Raw genomic sequence first — 18,944 nt, forward strand, 5'->3', positions numbered from 1 at the left:
TATATTTAAGGTTTATTTTTTAGTGCCTAAAATTAAACATAAGTAAACATGCATAATTTTATATGGTTTATAAGCTAAATCTTAATTCCAAATATTTAGTATGCATCATTCTCCTTCAAAAAGTCTTTAACTTTTTGAACAAAAGGGTATGTAATATAGTCTTTAGTAAAAGGAGGAACTATCTTTTTGATATCTTCAACCAACTTCTGAGTTCTACTTGACAACTTATCTCCAAAATCAAGATATTCTAAAGCTTGCACAATAGTCATTAATTCTATTGCCAAAACCTCGAATGTATTCTCTATAACCGTTTTGGTTATATTCGCAGCGTTCGTACCCATACTAACAATATCTTGATTATCGTTATTATTTGGGATACTATGAACATACATAGGGTTAGAAAGCATTTGATTTTCTGCAGTTGTAGAAACTGCAGTGAATTGAATTCCTTGCATTCCAAAATTAAACCCAAGCTTTCCTAAATTAGCAAAAGGAGGCAATATATCATTAAGTTTAGAATTCAGAAGATAGTTTAATTGACGTTCTGCAAGCATTGATAATTTGGTCACTACCAACTTAAGCTTATCCATTTCCAGAGAAACATAATCTCCGTGAAAGTTACCACCATGATACACATGCTCGGTTTCTACATCAATGATAGGATTATCGTTTGCAGAATTTAATTCTTCTATTAATATTCTACCTACGTGTTTTATTGTATCACAAACAGGACCTAAAATTTGAGGAACACAACGAAGTGAGTAATATTCCTGAACCTTTTCTTTAAAATAAGTATCACCATTTTGACCAGAATACAGATGCTCTGTACGATCTCTGGTAAGTTTACTATCTGATAAATGTTCTCTCATTTTACGAGCGACATCCTGTTGCCCTAAATGAAGCTTACTATGATTCAATTCTTCTGAAAGATGATCATCATAAGCCTCTACTATTTCATTTATTGCTGAAGAACAGCTAATGGACCAGTCTAATAATTTTTGAGCGTTAATAACATTAACAATACCTATTCCGGTCATCGCGGATGTACCATTCATTAATGCTAATCCTTCTCTAATTTTAACTTCGATTGGTTTAAGGCCTAATTCTTTAAAAACCTCAGCAGTATTTCTTCTTTCTCCTTTATAGAAAACCTCGCCTTCTCCAATAAGGACAAGTGCTAAATGCGCTAATTGTACTAAATCACCACTCGCTCCTACTCCTCCGTGTTCAAAAATCAATGGTGTAACATCGTTATTTATAAGATCTTTTAAACCATTAATTACAGATATATTAACTCCAGATTTACCTAACGATAATGTATTAAGTCTGGCTAACATTAGTGCCTTAACAAAATCAGGCTCCATAGCTTTACCTGTTCCGGAAGAATGACTTCTAATTAAGTTAAACTGCAATTCTATTCTATCCTTGTCATCGATCTTATATTGCGCCATTGGCCCGAATCCTGTATTCACTCCATAGATCACTTTATTTTCAGAAAATTTTTCTAAAAACTTAAAGCTATCATCTACTCTTTTTACTATAGATTCATCTACGGCAAGGTTCTCTTCGTTAAAAATTACGCTGAGAAAATCTTTTATTTCTAACCTTTCTTTTAGTATTAGCATTCGCGAATTAGTAAGTTTTTTCCAATATTTGTAAAAAAATTAAAGTTTACTCTTTATTTTTACAGAGGGCAAATGTAATGTATTTAATATACCTTTGAAAATTATGAAAAAAGAAAATGTGGATGTACTGGTTATTGGCGCTGGTCCGTCAGGCAGTGTGAGTGCTGCTTATCTTAACAAGCAGGGGGTAAATGTTAAGGTAGTTGAAAAAACGAAATTCCCCCGCTTTCAGGTTGGAGAAAGTTTGATCCCCAGATGCATGGATAATTTCAAAGAAGCAGGTCTTCTTGATTGCCTTATGAAACAAGGGTATGAAAAAAAACACGGTGCCCGATTCATTAAAGACGGAGTACATGGATGTTTTGACTTCAGTAAAAAATATGGAGATGGTTGGGACTGGACCTGGCAAGTACCGAGAGACCATTTCGACAAAACTTTAATAGACGAAGCTATTAAGCAAGGTGTTAGCGTTGATTTTGAAACCGAAGTTACCAATGTAGAATTTAACGGAACTGATTCTTTAACTACTGTCAAACACAAAGATGGTTCAGAAAGTCAAATCGAAGCTAAATTTATTATAGATTCTAGCGGTTTTGGACGTGTAATTGCTCGTCAACTAGGCCTAGAAGCTGCTCCAAAAATTGCTGAACACGGATCAATTTTCACACAGGTAAAAGACATTAATCGTCCTGAAGGAACTGAAGGAACTTTAATAACTTTTGAAATTATTGAGACCGAAGTTTGGTTTTGGTACATTCCTTTTTCTAATGGGAATACAAGCATTGGCTTTGTTGGACCGATGGAATGGATTAACAAATTTAAAGGGAATACAGCAGAAGTGCTCGAAGAGATGATGAAAACTTCCCCTTATTATTATGAGCAATTTAAAGATCTTCCTTATTTATTCGATCCATATAAAGTAGAAAATATTTCTAAAAATGTTACTAAATTGTTTGGAGATGGTTTTGTTCTTACAGGAAACAGTGCTGAATTTTTGGATCCAGTATTCTCATCTGGAGTATCATTTGCTACAGAAACAGGTTTATTGGCTGCCAAATTAGCTGTGAAACAACTAAACAACCAAGAGGTTGATTGGCAAGTTGATTTTGTTGATTACATAAAAGATGGTGTAGAAGTTTTTTCTACTTATGTAAAAGAATGGTATACCGGAAATTTACAAAAGATTATTTTTCATAAAAACGAGAACCCTGTTTTTAAAGAACAAATATGTGCGGTACTAGCCGGATATGTATGGGATAAAACAAATCCATTTGTTAAAAAGCACAAACATATTTTACGAAGTGTTGCCAAATTAGTGGAAATGGAAGAGAGTATGTCATAGTATAATTTTCTTATAGACACATATATTAAAAAGACTATTTTTTAGCAGTAACTTTTACTAAAAACCTATCTTTTTTACGCCCCATACCTTCAATAAGAATTTCTGAATCAGAAAGCTTAAGTACTTTACGCATAACAAAATTCTCGAACTCTTTACCTTTTATATTACTTGCCTCAAAAATTACTTCTTTTTTCACTTCTCCTGTAGAGTGGTTTATAATATAAGTAGTAAAAAAACCTTTCTCAACCCCAATATATCTATGTGGTAATTTGTTTTCAGGTAAATCAAGATTTTTTATATTATCCATATACAATAAATAATGATTTTCTCCAGAAGACATATACTTATAAGACATTGACAAAGTATTTTCAGCTCTAATAGTAATTTGCCTTTTAGGTAACCTATGCATCCAATCAATTAAACCATCTTTGTTAATTTTAGTAACTAAAATATCTCTATAAACATGCTTTGATTGAGATCTATTCTGCATGTTTGCATTATTACGTGTCTGAACATATTTTTGTTCTCCAATAATTAGAAAACTTCCATCACTATTTCTAACTATTTTGTTGATAATTAGGTTTTCAAAAGTAGGTTTTTCCTCCTCATCATCCACCTGTTTTTTTATATCCTTTTTTTCTTTCCCAGTAGCATATTTTTGTAACATTTCTAGCGGAAAATCATAATTATTAAAATCACTAACACCCCCATCTTTATTAAGTTTGACTGTAAAAATACCTGTTGCCTGACCTTTATCGTCTATAAAAATGTTACTTTTATCAGGGTTTTTTGATGTTCCTGCCATCACCAAATTCGAATCACTATCTTCATAGATCATTATTTGGCTTATGAAATTATTGCCTATTCTAATTTCATTTTTAACAATTACATTAGTATTCTTTTTAACCTTAAACATCTCTAGATGATAATTGGCTTTTTTCTCTTTTTCCTTTTTTTCATCCGTACTATCATCATCAAATACTGATGCTAACATGTAAAAATCTTCATTCTTATCAATTGCAAAATCAACATTATTCATCTTCTTCTCTGTATAAGGCATTTCCACCTGTTCTTTCCAGATCAAATCTAATTTCGAATCAAAAACATTTATAAGAAATCTATCTTTCCCTTTGGAATCATCTCTAAATTCTGGTTTTAGTCTATATGTAATCAACAACTTGTTATTGCTCAATGACTTTCTTAGGATATACTTCTTACCAAAAAGACTCTTCACTGTATTTACAACACGAAATGATGAAAATGAATTTCTAGCGATCTTTCCTTGTTGATTAACCACTTCTTTGACACTAATAACCTCAAGACTTTTCAGAGAAAATAATTGGGCATGCAACGATTCTACTTGAGCATCTCTATCCCATTTAGCATAGAAAAACACCACATTATCCCCTATTCGAATTATTTCCTGAAAATGACCAATACCTTTTAGAAAATCAGGATATTCCTTTCTACCAACCTCTTCTAATGTTTTGGAGTCAAATTTTTGAACAACCATATCATGCTGACGTGACTTTAGAGATATTACATAATCTTTATACTTAAAAACCTCTTTTATTCTACCCTTCATATCCTTGTACTCTTCTCCAACTTGTACAATGAAATTTTCAGATAGTTTGGGGTCCTGACCAAACACATTTATCACAATAAATAACAATAAGAATAAAAGTCTATTTTTCATATTTACATATTTATAAGCTATTCTACTATTCATTTTTTTTGAATCAAGCGCGAAACTACAAAAATTAAATAATAGCTTTCTCACCCAAAAAGGGTAGGTATTATGACTTTTATAAAAAAGAATACTAAAACGTGAACAATTTATTATTTAGCAACTGAAACTTTTAGCAATAAGTTATTCTTCTTACCATCATATGCTTCAAAAATCATATCCTTATTGAGAGTAGTGTTGCTACTTTATAAACTTCTAGATTATCTAAAAGAGAATTTCTAATATCGCTTCCGGTAAGAATTGGATCTTTGGTTACCTCTCCACTAGCATCGTCTATTGTATAAGAAGTTAGAGGTACAAAAACTCTTTTTACCATCAAAATACCTTACAGGATATTAATCAAAAGATCTTTTTAAGTTAGTGAAGTCATCTGTGTTTACAATACAAACGGAATGATTTATAGCTACTAAATCATCATAACTTAGTGGAAGAAGACTTAATTGATTTTGATAATTGGTCCTCCAAACTACTTCTCTTTTCATAACCATGAAATTAAAAAATTTAAAAACTTATCAAAATACAAAAAAGACTGCCTTTTCAGGCAGCCTCATTTTTTATTCAACAGTTTACAAAATATTTCAGAAAATTAATTTAAAATTAATTTCCCTAACGAACTTCCTTCTCTACTACCTCCATAAATCCAATATGTATTCGTACTCTCTCTAAACTTTGTAGCAGGCTTCACTACTATTTGTTTCTTTTCAAATTCGTCAGGATCTGTTCTAGATATCTCTCCAGTTTCTTCATTAAAAGAAAAAACTACGGGTATCATTTTAGTATAATTTTTTGCCTTTTTTACGTCATCGATTTTAGTTACACCAATATTTTTAGGATCATCGTTAACCACTACTGTTAATTGTCCATTATGATAAATTGGTATCGCACTCAAGTACTCTGGTCCATTACCCAATATCGTTAGTGGAAAATATAGTCCCGCAGAAACTGAAACTCCTCCAGAAGCACCCCAAAAACCAATAGAAAAACCTAATTCAGAAACCACAACTTGTTGTTCTTTAGGAATCACATTGCTCCAATCTAACGTACCATCTTTGTTCAAAGCTGTTACTATTATTTCATTTGCAATATATGTATAAGGTGTTATTCTCATTGGTCCTATACCGCTAGCTCTACCTTCAATTATTAATTTATATTCTGAAAGGACAATTACTCCTCCATTTTCTCTTTCGACAAAAGCAATATTTCTATAGTAAGGTTTTAAGTCCTTCCCTTTCTTAGCGCGTCTTTCTCCAATTAGCTGTTCTTTAACTGCGACAGTAAAGTCATTAAAGGTTTTTTTAACCACTTCTCCTGTAGTATAATCAAAAATCACATCATACATACCTTCTACAGTAGATTCTGCCTTACCGCTTTTCTTTAAATCAGAATAAAAACCTATTGCATGAAGTGTATTATCCTTTGTCTCTATTAAGCCGCAACTTAATGCTCGTTTACCTTCTAGAACAACATTAGTTACTTGTTTTTCATAACTATTTTTTGCTAAATAGGCATGTATCGTAATATTATTGATACTTGTTTTCTTTTTCTTATCTCTATAACTTTCTGTAGTCGCAATTAACACATCTCCGTGTTCATTAACCTGAACATCAGAAAAATCAAAATATTGTCTGTTCTTTTCTTCAAATACAACTTCATAACTATCATTTAGAACAGAGGTTAACGCATCATCCAAAAGCGTTACCGTGTATTTCAATTGTTCTTTTTTAGAATTGATACCAACGTGTGCTATTAAATAATTAAAATCATCATAGGATGAAGTAAACACAAAAGACCCCTTCTTCTTTTTCCCTTCAACAGGAACAGATAACACTGTGGTAGTATTTACGATTTCATTTCCTGAAACCTCTTTTGCTAAAAAATTATTGGTTTTAGCTTTTTTATCATAATACGAAAGCATTAAAAATATTTTCTCCCCTACAATAGCCAAATCTTCTACCTGTAATTTATTACCATCTATTTTATCAAACTCAAGCAATGTACTATTTTGAAATGCTTTTGTGGAAGCATCAAAAGTTTGTAAAAAATAGCTCTTTTTTTTCCTTGCTAATGCATACACAACACCTTCTTTTTCTCCAGCAATCTGAATAACATCGCCATCTTCAGAAGTTATTGTTTCGCCAAAATCAAGATCAATATTACCTACTTTTAATTGGGCAGATAGCGTTGTGCAGATAATTAACAAGAATAATAATACTAGTTTTTTCATAATGTAATTTTAAAAAATTTAATCGTTGATTAATAAATCTAATTGGTTCGTATATTTTTTTTATTGAATTTTATCACTGCTAATTTTTATTCAAAAAAAAGAGGATGTCTTTCAAAACAGCCTTTCTTTATAAGTAAATTTTCCATTTAAAACATACGTATTATCTGTTAGTGTCAAACAGAAGACAAATGTTACTATATCATTTTTATTTTTTTTTAGAAATTTCACTTGTCAGTGAAGCTCTGATTCCGATATCTCCTATCTCAAAATCATGAATGTATAACATAACTTCTACATTAGATTTTTGAGGCAGCGCATCAAAACAATTAACTGTCAAAATTCTCTAAGGATTATTTTTCAATCGTTACAAAAACAAAACACTCTTCACTACAAACCCTAAAAAAGAATCGACAAAAAACTCAATAATAACAAAATTAACTTTTTTTTTAGCGTAAATTTCGTGCAAATATAACAATCTATATATTTATAATCAAAGACATATATCAACTAAGAAAAAACTTGTGTTTTTTGCCTCTCTATGATTAATCATTTTCTCAAAAAAATGAAATACTTAGTATCAACCTCTTAATTAACCAGTTACGTTACAAAAACTAATTTTCTTTTTTCAAGATCTAATATTGGATATGTAACATCATAATGCGCCAATTAGTAGTAACAAAATAGAATTCTTCATATTTTCTGTGTATCAATTAATGAACTTAAACGTTTTTAGAAAAATTACAATTGCAAAAGTGAAGATATTACGGTAGAATTACCCCACCCTTTTTGGGCAGGATTTATTACTTTGATTAAAACAGTGAGGAAAATTATTATTTAGCTAGAGAAACTCTAAGTAACAGATTATTCTTCTTACCATCATATGTCTCAAAAATCATATCCTGATTTGGTAGTGTTGCTACTTTATAAACTTCTAGATTATCCAAACGAGAATTTCTAATATCGCTTCCAGTAAGAATTGGATCTTTTGTTACTTCTCCACTAGCATCATCTATTGTATAAGAAGTTAGGTACAAAAACTCTTTTTTGCCATCAAAATACCTTGTGGGATATTCATCAAAAGATCTTTTTAAGTTAGTGAAGTCATCTATATGGAATAGGTAGTGTTTACCTGCATTTTTAAAATTAATATATGACATACTTCGTTTTCCTCTAGCCCCTGTTTGGTATTTTGGTAATCTATGAAACCATTTTACAGCTCCTTCTGGAGAAAGTTTAGAAGCTATTACATCTCTGTAAAAATATTTATAAGTCGTTCTTGAACCAGAAGAACTGGATGTAGTAAAGGATTCTACATATCGCTGTTCTCCGAGGATTACCATACTCCCATCCTCATTATACACAACATCATTAACTTTTAAACTTTCAAAATCTTTTTTATCCTTTTCATCCTGAGTACCTTCATTAATACGTTCTTCTCTTTTTAAAGCATACTGCTGCGCTATTTCTTCAGGAATATCATTTTTTAAAACAGAATTAACAAGTCCCGTTTCATCTAAATTAGCGGAAAACAGACCTGTTGCTTCTAATTTATTATCATTATTTACATAAAAGCCAGAAACTCTTACTTTCCCTTGCTTATCCAAACCAATAACCGCATCCATAATCGATTTACCTGCCAGTTCTATTTTACTTTTAACAATCTCCTTAGGGTTTTCTTTAATTTTAAAAACTTCTGTTTTATATGTATTCTCTAACTTATTCTTTTCTTCTGCCTGAGAATTAAATACAGAAACAGTCATATAAAAGCTTCCTTCATTATCAATTGCAAAATCTTCATTTTCCAACGATTTGCTTGTATAAGGTAATTTTACTTTTCTACTCCAAAGTAATTTTAAACTTGAATCATATACACTGATTCCAATTTTATCCGCTTTATCATTAGCGGTTTTCACTCTAAACAATACTAACAACTTCGTTCCATCAAATGATTTTTTAAAAACAAATTTGTTAATTCGCCCACCTGCATCAAAACCATACGTACTTTTAAAACCTACATCATTATTGATATTATCTTTATCGCTACCTACAAGAACGGGTTTCTCTGCTATAATCCCCGTAAGTGAGATTTTTTGAGCATATGCTTTATCCTTTACCGTATAAAACGCTACTGCTTTTCCATTAAGATTCATTACCGTCTGAAAATCTCCTTTATCTTCGATTACTTGTCTCTTTTTTACATCTTCTTTAAGATCTTCTAAAGAAAAACGTTGAATCGTCATATCATTTCTGCCTTTTTTAATAGCAACCATTCTGTCTCCAGAGGCAACATAATATGAGTTAGAACTTCTAATTCTTTTATACTTTTCTCCTATTTTGAAATTAAATTCTTCAGAAAGAACCGGTTTCTGAGCATATGAACATATACTAATAAAGATTATAAATAGAAGAATGTGCTTATTTTTCATTGTAAATGATTTTTTATCTGAGTACATAACGTTTATAATTAGGTCAAGTAACACAAATATATGATTCTTGATTGAAACGTGTGTTTTTCGGAAGTTTTATGCCGATCTTAATTTTTTTTTACAGATTTTTTTGAAATGAAAAAACTGATTTTCAACTTTTTAAAAACACAACCCATATAAAACGAAAATAATGATAAAAAAATGTTGCATTGTAGTCTCATAAAAGCTACATTTGCATCCGCATTTGAGATATTAATGTGGAGTTCATAACATTTTTTTGAATTTAGGAGAGGTGCCAGAGTGGTAATGGAGCAGATTGCTAATCTGTCAACGCGTAAGTGTTGCCAGGGTTCGAATCCCTGTCTCTCCGCAATTATTTCAATGATTCTTGATGTTTCAGAAGTGTTGAAATTTTTGAATAGTTACACTTCGGGGTGTAGCGTAGCCCGGTTATCGCGCCGCGTTTGGGACGCGGAGGTCGCAGGTTCGAATCCTGCCACCCCGACAATAATAGAGTTACGGGCTCGTAGCTCAGCTGGATAGAGCACCTCCCTTCTAAGGAGGCGGTCATAGGTTCGAATCCTATCGGGCTCACAAAAAGTCTTACTTGAAAAAGTAAGACTTTTTTGTTTTAAAAAATTACTTTGTGTCCTATTTATGGATCAAGACCAGCTGTTGCATTTATGCAAATATTATAGTTAGTCTGAAGAGAAAAACTCTATATTTTTGACTCCCATAAAACTTTCAGCTGGTTGTTGCTATGTTTATTTAGTATTTTAACCGCTCATTTTTATCCCAAATACCCCAATAAGCACCTACATCGCCCTCCGCACCAACTTTCCAAGACTCATCAAAAGATGAAAAAAAGAATATCTCAATATCATCTTCTTCAGACCATTTTTGTGTATTCATAAAATACTTCATAGCATTTTCGTAAGATGGAAATGCTCCTTCGAGGTTTGTTCCTTCACTTGGCCACCCAGTTTCAGAAATGATCACTTTTTTTCCTTTGCCAGCGCGGAGTGCTCTTTGGTACATATCTTTCATATACAACAATGAATAATCCATATCACAACCTTCCCAAAAAGGGTAACAATTTGCTAATATAATATCACAGGCATCACTAATTCTAGGATGATCAACAAACTCATAATATGCATCCACATAGCCCACAGGTACATCTTTTATTTTTGATTTAGCGTGGTAAATATGATCTAATAATTGTTGTTCTGTTAAATCACCTCTATACATTACCTCATTGCCAACTGCAGCAATATCAACATAGCTTTTTTCGCATAACTCAATAAGGTTAGCAACCTCTTTTTGGTTTATCTTCTCATCATCTCCAAGCCAAGCTCCAACCATTGTTTTTATGCCATATTGCTTGGCTATCTCAGGTATTAATTCATTGCCTTCTGTAGTAGAAAATGAACGTACCCATTTGGTATATGGTGCAATGATTTCTATTCGACGCCTTATTTGTGCTTCAGATAGTTGATCTCCTGGTTTTTGCCCCTCGACATAAGGACTAAAACACAATCCGTGCATACCATTTTCTAAAACCTGCTTATACATTTGTTTTAAATCTCCAGTAGTTTTATCAGTGTAGTCTAAACTAGCTAAAGTCAAAAACTTTTCTTTTCTTACAGACATAAGATAGATATGATTAATTAATATTATTAAAGTTCTCCTCTTCGTTCCACCAATGTGGCCTTTATATCCCTGGCTCTCTTTTCGCTAAGACTATATTTCCACATTACCCATACAGCTAATGCTGCAGTTACTGATGGAACTATTATGTCAGCTACTCTAAGCCCATTCATGGTTTCTAAAGATTGCTCAGTTACGTTAGGGTCAAATCCTACAATACTCAAGATTACTCCTCCTAAAACCAACGCAATAGATTGGCCTATTTTAACCATCAGCCAATAAATAGCTCCAAATGTTCCTTCTTTACGCGGCATTCCATTTTCTAATTCATCTAAGTCACATACATCTGCGGTCATAGACATCATTAAAGTAAACAATCCTCCCATTCCGAAGGCAAATAATGGAATTGGCATGAATATAAGCCATGGAACTTCGCTACCAGGATCTATACTAAACCATGACATCCCTATCTTATCCAATACTGGGTTTAAAGATTCAAATATCGAACCTATTCCAGAATTTAATGATTTACCTAATGCCGTTTGATTAAATTGACTATTAAGTTCTTTATCAAACCCCCACCATTTTAAAAGGTAACCTACTATTGATAAAACTGTTGAAATTATAAACGCTTTTTTCTTTCCCCATTTATTTGCCATTCTTGAAATAATAGGTATGACAATGAACGCAGTAACCATGGCGTTAATCGTATTAAACCACGCTGGCCAAGTACCTGCTAATTCATAACTACCGTTATACATATAAAATACAATGATGAAGACACCGAATGCAGCAACAAGTTGAAATCCATTAAAAACCAAGAAAGTCGCACCACATAATTTCATAAAAGGTTTATTTTTGGAAACCTGAACAATTCCTGCAAATAAATCCTTCATGTTAGCAGTAAGCGTTTTGAAATTAATCTCTTTCCTGTTTTTCATATGTGAGGAATCAATGCCTTTGCAAAACAATGCTGGCAAAACTCCAAAAACTATACACATCGCTCCTACTATAAGTGCCATTGTACGTACTCCTTCTGCTTGTGTATTAAATGTATTTGCGTCCGGAATAATCACATACAACCACGGTACAATCATCCAGGCAATTTGACCCATAGTATTAGAGAATGCCATTATACGCGTTCTTTCATTATAATCTGATGTCATTTCATAACCCAACCCAACCAATGGAGTAGCAAACATAGTATTACCAATAAGGAATAACAATTGAATTATCATCACATGCCAAATAATATAGGATTGAGTTGCATCATCACCTATTTGCCACATTAAAAAGAAAAGAATACCACTTATGATAGCACCAACAAAAATATAGGGTCTTCTACGTCCCCATCTGGATTTAGTATTGTCAGAAATGAAACCCATTATTGGGTCTGTTATAGAGTCAAATATTCTAGGTAACCCTCCTAAAAGCCCAGCCCATAAAGGATCAACTCCCCAAGCAGTTAATAGAAAGAATTGGATAAAAACCTGTAGTGTTCCGGGTAGTATATTTAATATAAAATGGCCAGTACCAAAGGCAGCTTTTTGACCTACAGGGACTTTATCTTTTGTGGCAGTTTTAATATTTGACATAGTTTGAGTTTTAATTTGTAACGACTATTGTTTGAATAGCCTGTGCGTTAATAGAAATGTCTTTTGACTTTTCACCAAGGACTAATGAAAACTGTTTGGCTTCTTTAGTAGGATTAAATACAATCACCGCAATAGAGCCATCCGTATTTTTTGCTGCAGTAACCATTACTTTATCATCCGAATTCTCTACATCTATCACTTTAGCTCCGGGACGAATATATTTACTAAAATGCGCCATAGTATAGTATAAAGGTGTGAAGTATACCTCATCATTATCTGGATCTACAATCACTGGTGCTACACACCAGTTTTTAAACCAGTTCGGGCCTCCTTGTTTATCTAGCACCATATTCCAATCTACCCATCCATCTACCCAATTATTCAAACAACCAATGATATCTCTAGCATAGCGATAAACAGGCACATATTTAGGATGCAAATGTTTCTGGTCTTCTGGAGCCCAGTCCCAACCCCAATCAGTTGCCTCTTTGGACCAATACCAAGCATCGTCTTTCCATTTAGGTACTTCTGCATCAACACAGGCTTCAGTTTGAATCAAGTATTTATCTGGTGCTTTATTATGAGCATACTGTAATGCTTCTGGAAAATAATCATAAGTACTCTCGTACCAATGTACAGCAGTACCGTCATAATATTTAGAGGACACTTCATCTTTGTACATTACATCCACCCATTCTTTTAAACCTTCTCTATTTTGATCATATCCCAGAATTTTAATATCACCCTTACCATCTTCTTCTAATTTTGGCCCTAAATGATTTTGTACAAAATCTGTCATTTCTTCTGGTGTAAAGTGCATACTTTCCCAGTTATCGCCATTACCATGTGGTTCATTTTCGACGGTGAATCCCCAAATATCTATTCCCTCTGCTTTGTAGGCATCTACATACTTAGAAAAGAACAATGCCCAGGTATCATAATGCTCTGGCAGTAGTTTTCCACCAACCCAATCTTTATTATCCTTCATCCAAGGTGGTGCTGTCCAAGGAGAAGCAAAAATTTTAAAACCATCTTCTGAAGCTGCCATGGATTTTTTAATCATTGGGATTAAATCATCCATATCTTCTTTTACCGAAAAATCCTTGAGTTCCTTATCTTCATTAGGTGTATAGGAATATTGACTTAGTGAGAAATCGCAAGAATTCATATGTGTTCTGGTAAGTGAATAATTGGCTCCTTCTCTTCCAAAGTATCTTTTTATGATTTTATCACTATTTTCTTTACTCAATTTATTAAGTAAATACGCTGAAGATTCTGTAAAAGCTCCTCCAAACCCAGTAATAGTTTGATAGGTTTTTTCAGGATTTAAGGTAATACTTGCTTTTGTTTCGGAGCTTAAAAATTCCGAAACTTTCGTCAGCTTATTACCGCTTGCAGAAGTTTCATAAACCTCTGTTTCAAGACTTTGTTCTTTAGTAGTGCAAGCACTCATCGTTAAAACAATTAGTAGTATTATGTGAATTTTTTTTCTCATCTTTTTAAAAGCTAGTTGTTATCGCTTCTTTAACGTCTGGTAATTCTACATTTTTCATCATCTCTGTTTTATCACCATTATACGTTTTGGTTATTGGTTTACCTCCTCTAGTTAGTCCTTTGAATACTTCTTTATCTACCATATCCCAAAGCGCATATTTTGCTTTGCCATCCACCGTGATTAATCCAAAATGATTTTCTGAACCTTTCTTATTGTGAGCATCTTTCCAGGGTTCATCAAATGCCTCAAAATAAAAGCATGAGATTCCTTCTTTATTGGTCCACTCTCTTATGTATTTATAATACAACGCTTCTTTAAACTCATCTGTAGCTTTAGAACCATTTGGTCCATAATGTCCATTAGAAACAGTAGCCCAGCCGGTTTCTCCAATATGAATAGGCTTTTTCACACCTAAACTACCCATATAATCTGACACTGCTTTATATTGATTCTGTGCAAATTTCAATGCTCTTTGCATAGCGGCTTCTATTTTCTCTTCTGAAGAGCGGTTTTCTTCGTCAACATCTATTCCCCAAAACTCAGGGTTATAATGCGTATTATGATATGGATAGGTATGCATAGATATATAATCCACCGCTTTGAATAAAGCTTCTAAATCTTTACCATGATAGCTTTCTTCTCCACCTCCCCAAGATGCAAAATCATCAGAAGAAGTAATCCATAGATCTTTAGAAAGTTTACCTTCTTTCTTTAAATTCTGTAAATAATTAACCCATTTTAATATCACATCTGGCTCGACATAATAACTAGTTGCCCATTTAATCATAGCTTCATTACCAACAGCGATTACCTTTACAATATCTGGATACTGATTGGCCAATGCTATGGCTCTATTTACCTCATCTTCATTTTTCTCGCTTTCTATAGTATGATCTGGTTCTTTATCTGTCCAGGCATTCTTACAATCAATCCAAGCACCAAGCATAACATACATTTCGAAAGTTTCATCTTCTGTCTTTAGCTGTCGAATTGCTTTTAACAAATTAGAAGCTTGAGCCAACTGAACGTTATAGGTTCTCAAGATTTTGATATTCATCGCCTTCAGCATTTTCATATCTTCCTTGAGCTGCGAAATAGTAGGTTGAAACTCTCTCGATGATTTACGATAACCTCCATAGGATATCGCTAAATAATTTGGATTACCTAAAATATCTTTTGCAGTCATGCTTTTTTGAGGTTGCATAGCTAGTTTGGGTTTGGGTTCTTGATTGCAAGACAGCATAAGTAACGTACATAATAATACTGCTATGTTGCGTCTTAAGGTCATTTGTTTTATTTTAAAATAGTTTTCTCAATATTTACTTTTATACTTTCTATTTCACCAGTTCTTTCAAATAGTTTTTGACTAATGGAAGCTTCTAGACTTAAACTGGTATGTGAAATTATCGAGTCGTTGATATAGGTTATTTCAACACTATTTTCTCCTGATAATGAATACACAATAGGCACTTGGCAATATGTAAAAGCCAATTCATGTTTATATAGTTGTAATTGTTTTTCATTTTGATTTACATCTACATAATGAAACATTTTTGGATCTTTTAAGAACTCTCCGATTCTTAACAAACATGGATTAAATTGCAGCTCACTATTTTTAACCGTTACGCCTAATTCTCCTAAACGGCTTAGGATATCTTCTTTTACTTGCCCCGTCATTCCTGGTTGCTGTGCTCCTTTGCCTGTTGGTGTATGTGAGTAAGGATCTGTAGGGAAGGCTCCATACAATTCTGGAGATTTGTGAACTCCAATACCTTCGTTGATTTCATAATAGTGCTCTAATAACCTTCCTACTACCTCATCCGATTCTTTATTGTTTATTGCTTTTAAACAACATTCTTGTACTGCTAGTAATAGTTTTGAAACCATATGCCAATAAATAGAACCTAATCCTTCATAACCGTAAAATGTTCCGGAACGCCCTGTAAAGGATTTATGATTAAATACTTTTTCGAAAGTATCTAATACTAAACTTCTATACTTTTCAACTAAAATATGATATCCCTTAGTTGATAGTTTTTCTAATTCCTGTTTTAAACTTTCGGCATTATTAAAACTTCCATTAAAATGATAATTTCCGTTTACATCTTTTTCAATGATTTGTGTATTATTATCTATAATTAATTGCTTAAGTAATGCTGAGTTTTCCACATATTCTTTCGGAATGATATTCTTTTCTGTGAATTTTGGTAATTCTTTATTTGGATATAGTAAGTAACTGTATTGATCTACCCTAAATAGATTACTATTCTTCATAGCATCTAACAGACTTAAACTATCTTTTGAGGATAAATACCCAGAACTTAATACCGCTACCTGACCTTCAAGCATTTCATCCAGATATGTAATGGAAATTTCACTTTCATTTTCTACTGTCATTAGATTATATGCGTGATACATATTATCATCCCTTTTATTTGCATTTATCGAATGATTTAAATATTTCAAGGTCAAATCAATAAACGTTTTTAAATCATCAAGCTTAAGTGTTTCTTTTTTACCGGAAAATGCACTGTCATAAATGTTGGCTCTATAATTACTTCCGGCCATTCCTAAACCATCAAGAATTTTCTTTCTATCTATATTTGATAGACTCTTGGACAAAAGCTCTTCATGATTTTTGAGGGTGTCTTTCACATTATTGTAAAACGCTACAAGTTCTTTAGAAACTTCGATGTCTTTATCTTCTGTATTTTCAAAAACATTTTTAAAGAATTTTAGGAACCGTCTTAAGTAATACAGTGTTACCATAGAAACCCCATTCCCTACCAAAGCATTATTAGCATCATTCCATTCCGGACGCTGGGTATTTAACCAAATTCCTCCTTCAGGAATAAAATTAGATAACTTAGCCAATGTTGTCGCCAATATCTTTTCGATGAAATTCACTTTATGAATAAAGTGGTTTTCGTCTCTTAGCAATACTCCATCTGCTCCAAATTCGGCACGTTTTTCTTGTATCTTTTTATCAAGATTGTAATCAAACTCAATCGTATCTTTAGGATTCTTTAAAAGATTGCCATAGGACTTAATTTTGTAAGGTACATTAGCATACACAAACATATCCTCATTAAGGAAATTTTGTAGTCTATTTGGATAATGATCTTGGAAAAATTCTAAGAATTTTAATAAATAAATAATTTGATGATCTCCCCAATAACCAATGTAAGACCATGGATCGTGCTCCTCGATAACTTCCCAATCTATACCACCTTTTGTAATTCTATAAGGATTATACCCATCAAAAGTACTGGCGTTTAGAAATTTGTGGATCATATTTTCCACAAACTCCGGATAAGAATGTGCTAAAGCCTCCCAATTTTGAAAAATATCTCTCCAATTACCCTCATAGTCTAAAATCTTAGACCCATCTATTTCGCTCTGGGTGTTTATTGAAAATCTATTCCAAGGACGACTAGGGTCACCGTGACGTCTACTAAACTTAAGAGGCATATACTCTAACGTAAGTCTTCTAAAATTTTTATCTTCGTTTTTATACGCTATTTCTCTAAGTTCGAAAAGAGTAAAAGTATCTGGAAAATCTTTTAACAATGCTTCATTCTTACTATATACTTTCTTATTGGCGGATGCCAAGTAATTAGTGAAATCTTGTTTTTCTATTGTATAATTGGCATCGAAAATGCCCCCTCGCATGATATTAAACAAGGTATTTGCATAGTGTCTTGCATTCCGTCTTTTGTCCGCAGTAAACTGGAGTCCATCTGATGCGGATACTAAATTGATCAGGCGTTGCGTTCCTAGTTCGATATCATCATTAACTTTCTTGATTAAATCGTTATCGTTTTTGAGTTTTTCTGAAATTTCAACTACCTGAGAAGGTCCCTGATTAACATCAGTTACCATTATCCAGTCTTTACTTTCGGCTGCTTGTAGGGAGATTTTACAATTAACAAAATATGCGCCTTTTTCAGCTTTTACATCTATTTCTTCATCTATGTCTTTCCCATTCCTGTAGCTATTCAATTGTAATATTGATACCAGGTACTTTGAATTTTCTAAGCCCTTAGACCAAACAATATTTGCTTTTAAAGCTTCACTGGGCTCTGCACGATCTACAATAATAGCACTTAGGGCGTAAATACCGAGTTTACTATCTTGTACAAGCTGACTTCTTTTATAAGCATCTACCAAGTTACTTCGTATTCCCTGTATATCTGTATTGACTCCATAGGGCATGATATTTTGTAAACCATCTAATATTTCGATATCTATAGCTTCATCCGAGTTATTTATTAATGTACTTTTTCTAACAAAACCGTACTCATTACTGGAACTCCACATATATCTGTAAGCCAAACCTACATCGTGATTTATTTCTTCAAATAAAATTTTGTCCCCATAGGCATTTTTATAAACATTTCTGGAATAGTGATATGTTCCTGAATACCGTTCGGAAAACGGTTCCCATATAAATAGTTCTTCTTCTTTTTTTATTCTAAAAATGGATTTACTTCCTGTAATGTCATATGATTCAGTGATCTTATCATCGGTATAATACGGGAAAATTGCACTGTCTGAATCTTTTCTACCCGCAGATAATCCTCCATTACTAGATATGAACATCCAATGATTAGAATCGCTAACGATACTCATAAAAAAAGGACGCATTACATCACTATTAGAAATCATATAAAACATTTCATTATTTATAGTAATGTACTGGAGTTTCACCTCTTTATTTCTTACTCTTTCTTGCATTAATACAGAATTCTTTATCATTTTTATGTACTTCGGTTTAAAGGATTACTTCTTAAACCATTTATATTATTAGGCTCTAAGTAAAGAGGTTGAAGAAACATTC

At 32.7% G+C, this 18,944-nt stretch carries 12 protein-coding genes and 3 tRNA genes; 4 read left to right on the forward strand and 11 right to left on the reverse strand.

Going from position 1 to position 18,944, the window contains the following annotated elements; genetic code table 11:
• Positions 1 to 95 precede the first annotated feature (95 nt).
• Positions 96 to 1,625 carry an aromatic amino acid ammonia-lyase gene (locus Q0910_RS17165; protein ID WP_299219059.1) on the reverse strand — a complete coding sequence of 510 codons (1,530 nt, stop codon included), beginning with the start codon at positions 1,623 to 1,625 and terminating at the stop codon, positions 96 to 98.
• A 103-nt stretch (positions 1,626 to 1,728) separates the two neighbouring features.
• Between Q0910_RS17165 and Q0910_RS17170 the strand changes: the two genes are divergently transcribed.
• Entirely contained in the window at positions 1,729 to 2,967 is a 1,239-nt protein-coding gene (locus Q0910_RS17170) for an NAD(P)/FAD-dependent oxidoreductase (RefSeq protein WP_299219061.1), read from the forward strand.
• Positions 2,968 to 3,001: 34 nt separating this feature from the next.
• On the opposite strand, the gene Q0910_RS17175 is transcribed toward Q0910_RS17170, so the two are convergent.
• The 5 genes from Q0910_RS17175 to Q0910_RS17195 all read right to left on the reverse strand — a co-directional run bounded on the left by Q0910_RS17175 (position 3,002) and on the right by Q0910_RS17195 (position 9,364).
• Entirely contained in the window at positions 3,002 to 4,663 is a 1,662-nt protein-coding gene (locus Q0910_RS17175; RefSeq protein WP_299219063.1) for a hypothetical protein, read from the reverse strand.
• Positions 4,664 to 4,868: 205 nt separating this feature from the next.
• Complete coding sequence (locus Q0910_RS17180) at positions 4,869 to 5,030, reverse strand: hypothetical protein (protein ID WP_299219065.1); 162 nt, start codon at positions 5,028 to 5,030, stop codon at positions 4,869 to 4,871.
• 19 nt (positions 5,031 to 5,049) lie between these two features.
• Entirely contained in the window at positions 5,050 to 5,196 is a 147-nt protein-coding gene (locus Q0910_RS17185) for a hypothetical protein (RefSeq protein ID WP_299219067.1), read from the reverse strand.
• 104 nt (positions 5,197 to 5,300) lie between these two features.
• A complete protein-coding gene (locus Q0910_RS17190; protein ID WP_299219069.1) occupies positions 5,301 to 6,938 on the reverse strand; it encodes a hypothetical protein in 1,638 nt (545 codons plus the stop codon).
• Between the two features lie 830 nt (positions 6,939 to 7,768).
• The gene (locus Q0910_RS17195) at positions 7,769 to 9,364 is read right to left on the reverse strand and encodes a hypothetical protein (protein WP_299219071.1); all 1,596 of its coding nucleotides are present in this window, start codon (positions 9,362 to 9,364) and stop codon (positions 7,769 to 7,771) included.
• Positions 9,365 to 9,650: 286 nt separating this feature from the next.
• Between Q0910_RS17195 and Q0910_RS17200 the strand changes: the two genes are divergently transcribed.
• The 3 genes from Q0910_RS17200 to Q0910_RS17210 all read left to right on the forward strand — a co-directional run bounded on the left by Q0910_RS17200 (position 9,651) and on the right by Q0910_RS17210 (position 9,958).
• Positions 9,651 to 9,734, forward strand: a tRNA-Ser gene (locus Q0910_RS17200).
• Between the two features lie 60 nt (positions 9,735 to 9,794).
• Positions 9,795 to 9,869 (forward strand) — tRNA-Pro (locus Q0910_RS17205).
• A gap of 15 nt (positions 9,870 to 9,884) precedes the next feature.
• Positions 9,885 to 9,958: transfer RNA gene (locus Q0910_RS17210), tRNA-Arg, on the forward strand.
• Positions 9,959 to 10,132: 174 nt separating this feature from the next.
• On the opposite strand, the gene Q0910_RS17215 is transcribed toward Q0910_RS17210, so the two are convergent.
• From Q0910_RS17215 to Q0910_RS17235, 5 genes are read right to left on the reverse strand one after another with little or no spacing between them, the layout of a single operon-like run.
• Positions 10,133 to 11,017: a glycosyl hydrolase family 17 protein gene (locus Q0910_RS17215; protein WP_299219073.1), complete on the reverse strand. Its 885-nt coding sequence runs from the start codon at positions 11,015 to 11,017 to the stop codon at positions 10,133 to 10,135.
• A 26-nt stretch (positions 11,018 to 11,043) separates the two neighbouring features.
• Positions 11,044 to 12,609: an MFS transporter gene (locus Q0910_RS17220; protein ID WP_299219075.1), complete on the reverse strand. Its 1,566-nt coding sequence runs from the start codon at positions 12,607 to 12,609 to the stop codon at positions 11,044 to 11,046.
• Between the two features lie 10 nt (positions 12,610 to 12,619).
• Positions 12,620 to 14,104, reverse strand: a complete 1,485-nt coding sequence (locus Q0910_RS17225) for a glycoside hydrolase family 30 protein (RefSeq protein WP_299219077.1) — start codon at positions 14,102 to 14,104, stop codon at positions 12,620 to 12,622.
• A gap of 4 nt (positions 14,105 to 14,108) precedes the next feature.
• Positions 14,109 to 15,347 carry a glycosyl hydrolase family 17 protein gene (locus tag Q0910_RS17230; RefSeq protein ID WP_299219367.1) on the reverse strand — a complete coding sequence of 413 codons (1,239 nt, stop codon included), beginning with the start codon at positions 15,345 to 15,347 and terminating at the stop codon, positions 14,109 to 14,111.
• A gap of 50 nt (positions 15,348 to 15,397) precedes the next feature.
• Positions 15,398 to 18,862, reverse strand: coding sequence for a hypothetical protein (locus tag Q0910_RS17235; RefSeq protein WP_299219079.1), 3,465 nt, complete (start codon positions 18,860 to 18,862; stop codon positions 15,398 to 15,400).
• Between the last annotated feature and the right edge of the window lie 82 nt (positions 18,863 to 18,944).

Source organism: uncultured Aquimarina sp., from assembly GCF_947495315.1.
Taxonomy (GTDB): domain Bacteria; phylum Bacteroidota; class Bacteroidia; order Flavobacteriales; family Flavobacteriaceae; genus Aquimarina.

Coding starts and splice junctions, on each gene's coding strand:
- Q0910_RS17165 (WP_299219059.1), bottom strand. CDS start 1,625: ATGCTAATACTAAAAGAAAGGTTAGAAATAAAAGATTTTCTCAGCGTA.
- Q0910_RS17170 (WP_299219061.1), top strand. CDS start 1,729: ATGAAAAAAGAAAATGTGGATGTACTGGTTATTGGCGCTGGTCCGTCA.
- Q0910_RS17175 (WP_299219063.1), bottom strand. CDS start 4,663: ATGAAAAATAGACTTTTATTCTTATTGTTATTTATTGTGATAAATGTG.
- Q0910_RS17180 (WP_299219065.1), bottom strand. CDS start 5,030: ATGGTAAAAAGAGTTTTTGTACCTCTAACTTCTTATACAATAGACGAT.
- Q0910_RS17185 (WP_299219067.1), bottom strand. CDS start 5,196: ATGAAAAGAGAAGTAGTTTGGAGGACCAATTATCAAAATCAATTAAGT.
- Q0910_RS17190 (WP_299219069.1), bottom strand. CDS start 6,938: ATGAAAAAACTAGTATTATTATTCTTGTTAATTATCTGCACAACGCTA.
- Q0910_RS17195 (WP_299219071.1), bottom strand. CDS start 9,364: ATGAAAAATAAGCACATTCTTCTATTTATAATCTTTATTAGTATATGT.
- Q0910_RS17215 (WP_299219073.1), bottom strand. CDS start 11,017: ATGTCTGTAAGAAAAGAAAAGTTTTTGACTTTAGCTAGTTTAGACTAC.
- Q0910_RS17220 (WP_299219075.1), bottom strand. CDS start 12,609: ATGTCAAATATTAAAACTGCCACAAAAGATAAAGTCCCTGTAGGTCAA.
- Q0910_RS17225 (WP_299219077.1), bottom strand. CDS start 14,104: ATGAGAAAAAAAATTCACATAATACTACTAATTGTTTTAACGATGAGT.
- Q0910_RS17230 (WP_299219367.1), bottom strand. CDS start 15,347: ATGCTGTCTTGCAATCAAGAACCCAAACCCAAACTAGCTATGCAACCT.
- Q0910_RS17235 (WP_299219079.1), bottom strand. CDS start 18,862: ATGATAAAGAATTCTGTATTAATGCAAGAAAGAGTAAGAAATAAAGAG.